This window comes from Blastomonas sp. (assembly GCF_041747255.1).
Lineage (GTDB): Bacteria > Pseudomonadota > Alphaproteobacteria > Sphingomonadales > Sphingomonadaceae > Blastomonas.
In genome coordinates, this window is sequence record NZ_JBGTFM010000204.1 from 1 (window position 1) to 4955 (window position 4955).

General features: G+C 63.1%; 5 protein-coding genes. 1 reads left to right on the forward strand and 4 read right to left on the reverse strand.

The genetic code is table 11. The features are described 5' to 3' along the window. From ACEW8G_RS07170 to ACEW8G_RS07185, 4 genes are all read right to left on the reverse strand, one after another. Positions 1 to 348, reverse strand: a 348-nt coding sequence (locus ACEW8G_RS07170; protein WP_373487749.1) for an RpiB/LacA/LacB family sugar-phosphate isomerase, incomplete at its 3' end; no start/stop codon positions are given. A gap of 352 nt (positions 349 to 700) precedes the next feature. Further along, positions 701 to 2170: a S41 family peptidase gene (locus ACEW8G_RS07175; protein ID WP_373487750.1), complete on the reverse strand. Its 1470-nt coding sequence runs from the start codon at positions 2168 to 2170 to the stop codon at positions 701 to 703. A 63-nt stretch (positions 2171 to 2233) separates the two neighbouring features. Continuing rightward, positions 2234 to 2791, reverse strand: a complete 558-nt coding sequence (locus ACEW8G_RS07180) for an isoprenylcysteine carboxyl methyltransferase family protein (RefSeq protein WP_373487751.1) — start codon at positions 2789 to 2791, stop codon at positions 2234 to 2236. A 13-nt stretch (positions 2792 to 2804) separates the two neighbouring features. Beyond that, positions 2805 to 3842 carry a type III polyketide synthase gene (locus ACEW8G_RS07185; RefSeq protein ID WP_373487752.1) on the reverse strand — a complete coding sequence of 346 codons (1038 nt, stop codon included), beginning with the start codon at positions 3840 to 3842 and terminating at the stop codon, positions 2805 to 2807. Between the two features lie 195 nt (positions 3843 to 4037). Between ACEW8G_RS07185 and trxB the strand changes: the two genes are divergently transcribed. After that, the coding region (gene trxB / locus ACEW8G_RS07190) for a thioredoxin-disulfide reductase (protein WP_373487753.1) at positions 4038 to 4955 on the forward strand (918 nt) is incomplete at its 3' end.

Here is a 4955-nt window from a genome sequence, read left to right on the forward strand (position 1 = left end):
GATCAGCCGCGCGCCCATCGCGATAACGTTGGCGTTGTTATGCTGGCGCGAGAGGCTGGCGGCGAGATGATCCGATACCAGAGCGCAGCGGCACGCCGGGTTGCGGTTGACCGCAATCGAGATGCCAATGCCCGATCCGCACAGCGCAACGCCAAATTCGGCATGTCCTGCGGCGATATGGTTTGCGAGCTTGAAGCCGTAATCGGGGTAATCGACGCTGTCGGCGCTGTCCGGCCCCAGATCGACAATCTTATGGCCCTGTTCGGTCAGCCACTGGGCAAGCTCAGCCTTCAGACCAACGGCAGCGTGGTCCGATGCAAGGGCAATGCTGCGGGGCGAGGGCTTCATGATGGCGCGCGATCCTGCTGAACTGGGGCATGCGGGAGAGTCATCCCCAGCGATGCGCTGTATCTAGGCCAGCACCGGGTGAGATACCACCAGTGATTGTGTGTGCCGCGACAGTTTTGTGATGATGGCTCGGAGAATGGCGGGGCACCATGTTTCCGCCAAGTCGCCGCGTCTGCTGTATTATGGGCGCGCCCACTTCGCCTCTCCCTTGATGGGAGAGGCAGCGAGCCTTGGCAGCTTGCTGCCTAGGCGCAGCGGTGAGGGTGTTGGTGCGTCCAGGCACAGCCTAGCAATCCGGAGGGATCACCCCCACCCAACCCTCCCCCATCAAGGGGGGGGCAATAGCGCAGATTCAAAACAGCCCCGGCACCTCGCGCTGTGCGACGCTCGGGTTTGGCGCGCTGATAAGTTCGCGGTCCGTTGCGATCATCCCGCGCTGCGACTGACCAGCGACATTGCCCGTTGGTGTGCTGGCGGAAATTGGTGTGCAGCTTCGTCCTGCAAGGAAATCGAGCGCGCCGCGGACTGAAGCTTCCTGCGGATCGCCCAGTGGTCGGGTCAGGTCATCAGGTGCCCGGCAGGTGACGCCAAGCGTGCTCGCGAGGCCGTTGAAATAATTCCCCTCCCCGCGCGCATTGACGGTGGTGAAGGCGACGACGCGCACCCGGTCATCGCATGCGCTACGGTCGAGCGCGATCTGTCCAACCGGCTTGCCAAAGGTGTTCGCGCCGACCAGCGCAAGGTTGTTGTTATAATAAGGTGCGAGGCCGTTGATCACCAATTCGCTGGCCGATGCGGTGGCGCCGGTGCCGATAAACGCAATTTTCACCGGGCTCACCGATTCGCCGCGTGGCATGAAAAACCCGTCCTCGTTGAGCGATGACTTGGATGGCCGATAGCGATAGCCCGAATAAAAATCGGTCGTCCTCCGGTTGCCGCCGAGCAAGTCGCCGAGCAACTCTGCAGTCGAAACCAGCCCGCCGCCATTGTAACGGAAATCGATGATGAATTCGGTGATCCCCGCTGCACGGAACGAGCGGAAGGCGTCGGTCAGTGGCGCGTTGGCGGACGAAATGAAGGTGCGCAGGTTGAGATAGCCGATCTGGCGACCGCCATCCTGAATGATCCGCGCACCATAGCGGCTTGAGACGGCGGGCAGGTCGAATTCGGTCTTGGTCACGCTCACTTCGCTCGCCACGCCGCCCCGGCTGACGCGCAGCACGCGCGTCACGCCCGGGTCGCTTGGCCCCAATGCGTTGCTGACGCCCGCCGAACCTTCGCTGGCGATGATATCGCTGACGTTGCGCAAGTTGGCGCTGCTGGTGCCGATGGCGAGAATTTCGTCGCCCCGGTCAATTCCGGCGGCGAGCGCGGGTGCGCCTTCAAAGCTCTCGGCGATCAGCACGCGGCGGGCATTGGTATCAGTCGATAGGCGAATGCCAAACCCGGCGTTCGATCCGCTGGTGAAAAACGCGCTTTCCTCGGCAATCGAGGTGATGAAAGTGAAGAACCGGTCCTTGCCTTGCGAGCGGGCGGTGGCCGTGAGCGCATCGATATAGGCCTGCACGCTGGTGAAGTTCGCCGGGTTGGCGCTGGTCACAAGCAGTTCGGGGAACAGATACCATTCATCGAGCACATCGCGGGCAAAGGTCTGCCGACTGGCGAGCGAGCAGGTTGCGCTGGGGGCAGGGCTTGGCGCGGGCGCTGTTGCTGTGGGCGCAGCCGCAGTCGGCGAGGGGCTGGGAGACCCGCCACCGCCACCTCCTCCACACGCAGTGAGCAGCAGCGAGGCACTGGCCATCAGGCCGACGAGATGACGCATATTACAATTCCAAAAATCAGTCACTCGCCCCCGAGAATCTTGACTCTATCCGCAACCGACGGTTCACGCGACAGGTTTCTGCACAGCGCGTTCCGAAAGCACCGCATTTTCGGCTCGGATGCGGATGGTGAGGATGATTGCGTTGAGGAGGCTCCACACCAATGCAACCCAAAACAGTCCGAACATCAACGGAATCACGATGATCTCAAGGCTGACCACCCAGTAATTGGGGTGGCGGACCAGCCGGTAGGGGCCTTTGGTGATACGCGGAAATTCGGGCGAGGAGATGATCCGCGTCGTCCAATAGGGACCAAGCGTCGCCAACACCCACAGACGCGCCAGTTGCAGCACAACGAACGCGGCAACAAACACGCCGATCATCGGCTGGTCAGGGGCAACGCTCGCCCACAGCACAATGATAAACGCGGTGTGGATGGCGACCATCGCCGGATAATGCCGCCGCCCGTGCTCTACCGCGCCGCGCGCCAGCAGCCTTGCCGTGTTGCGCCGCGCGTAGGCCAGTTCGCCAAGCCGCTGCAACGTCAGGAAACCAAGGATCGCCCAGGCGGCAGGCCAGCCGGGTGCCCAGTAGATCAACGCGATTGCGGGCAACATTGTCATTGACCCGGCCTGCTCATCGGTGGATCACTCCCATTGCGCCGGTGAAGCCCGGCCCCAGCGCGGTGAGCAGCAATGGCCCGCTGCGCCCTTGCGCCAGTATTCGTTCCAGCACGAAATGCACGGTGGGTGAAGACATGTTGCCATAATCGGCCAGCACCGCGCGGGTTTCTGTCAGGCCGAGGGGCAGGTGGTCAAAATAGCTCTCCAGCGCATCGACCACCTTGCGGCCGCCGGGGTGGCAAGCCGGCTCGGCGAGATCGCCTTTGGTCATGCCATTGTGCGCCAGAAAGCCATCGACCACCGGGGCAAATTCATCGCGCACAAACGCCGGGATATCACGCGACAGCACCAGGCCCAGCCCGATGTTGTCGATGTCCCAGCCCATCATCGCGCGGGTGTTGGGCCATGTATGCTGTGCGAACGCGCCCAGCGCCGGGCCGTCGCCGCCACCTCCACCGCCCAGCACGATGGCGCTCGCACCGTCGGCAAACAGGGTGGAGGCAATGATCGCTTTCTTGGTGAGATCACCAAAGCGAAATGCGAGCGAACACAGTTCGAGTGTCAACAGCAGCACATTGCGCGATGGCTGTGCCCGCACCAGATCGCCCGCCACCTGCAATCCCAGCACGCCGCCCGCGCAGCCATAGCCGAACAGCGGCAGCACCAGCACATCATTGCGAAAACCCATTCCGGCGAGCATCTGGCTAGGGATCGAGGGCGTGGCGATGCCGGTGGACGACACGCACACAATGGCATCGATGTTGCCCGCTTCTAACCCCGCGCGCGCCAGAGCATCGCCAGCGACCCGCTCCAAAAGGCTCTGGCCAACATCGAGATAGACCAGGTTGCGCTGACCAAAATCGGCAGGCTGCAGATAAGCTTGCGGCGGCTGGGCGATATGGCGACAGTCTACCCCGGTCGTATCGTAAATGGCGGCGATGCGCGGTGGCAGCCCACCCGGCAGCGCGCTCGCCATATGATCGCGCACAGCATGCTGCGTGACGCTGAAAGGCGGCACAGCGGTTGCCATCGACAGGATGCGGGGGTTCATATCTGTGAGGTGTGCATTGCAGCATGGCTTGGCAAGCAAATTGAGTGCATCGCGACATGCGGCTTGGCAAGCGCGCGCCAAATCTGCTTAAGGCGCGGCAAAGCAATTCTTGTGATGGTAGGGGCAACGAGGGCACTTGCCAGCATCCGCTGCGCCCGCCACATCACGCGCCAGCAACCAACGAAAGCCATTTACATGAGCACCATCGTCAAGACCCGCATGTTGATCCTCGGCTCCGGCCCGGCGGGGCTTTCCGCCGCGATCTATGGCGCGCGCGCGGGCCTCAAGCCGATCGTCGTGCAGGGTCTGCAGCCCGGCGGACAGCTGACCATCACCACCGATGTCGAGAATTACCCCGGCTTTCGGGATGTCGTGCAGGGTCCGTGGCTGATGGAGGAAATGCAGGCGCAGGCCGAGCATGTCGGCACGACGATGATCTACGACACCATCGTCTCGGTCGACCTGTCGCGCCGCCCGTTCCGACTGACCGGTGATGGCGGTACGGTCTATGAGGCAGAGGCTTTGGTGATCGCCACCGGGGCGCAGGCCAAATGGCTGGGCGCGCCGGGTGAGCAGGAACTGGGCGGCAAGGGCGTTTCAGCCTGCGCGACCTGCGATGGCTTTTTCTATCGCGGCAAGAAGGTCGCGGTCATCGGCGGCGGCAATACTGCGGTGGAGGAAGCGCTGTATCTCACCAACCACAGCGACGATGTGACGCTGATCCACCGCCGTGATTCGCTGCGTGCAGAGAAAATCCTGCAGGACCGGCTGTTCGCCAACCCCAAGATCAGCGTGCTGTGGAACAAATCGGTAGAGAGGTTCGTCGGCGGCGGGCAGCCGCACGGCCTCGTCGGGATCGACCTCAAAGACACGGTGACCGGCGAAACGTCGCATCTGGCGGTCGATGGCGGTTTCGTGGCCATCGGCCACGCGCCTGCGACCGAGCTGTTCAAAGGCCACCTGCCACTCGATCGCGACGGTTACATCGAGGTCACCCCCGGCACGCCCCATACAGTGATCCCCGGCGTGTTCGCGTGCGGCGATGTGATGGACAAGGTCTACCGGCAGGCGGTGACGGCCGCGGGCACCGGCTGCATGGCGGCGCTGGATGTC

Bases quoted from the DNA above. Each gene is read 5' to 3' on its own strand.
- ACEW8G_RS07175 (WP_373487750.1), bottom strand. From the start codon at position 2,170: ATGCGTCATCTCGTCGGCCTGATGGCCAGTGCCTCGCTGCTGCTCACT.
- ACEW8G_RS07180 (WP_373487751.1), bottom strand. From the start codon at position 2,791: ATGACAATGTTGCCCGCAATCGCGTTGATCTACTGGGCACCCGGCTGG.
- ACEW8G_RS07185 (WP_373487752.1), bottom strand. From the start codon at position 3,842: ATGAACCCCCGCATCCTGTCGATGGCAACCGCTGTGCCGCCTTTCAGC.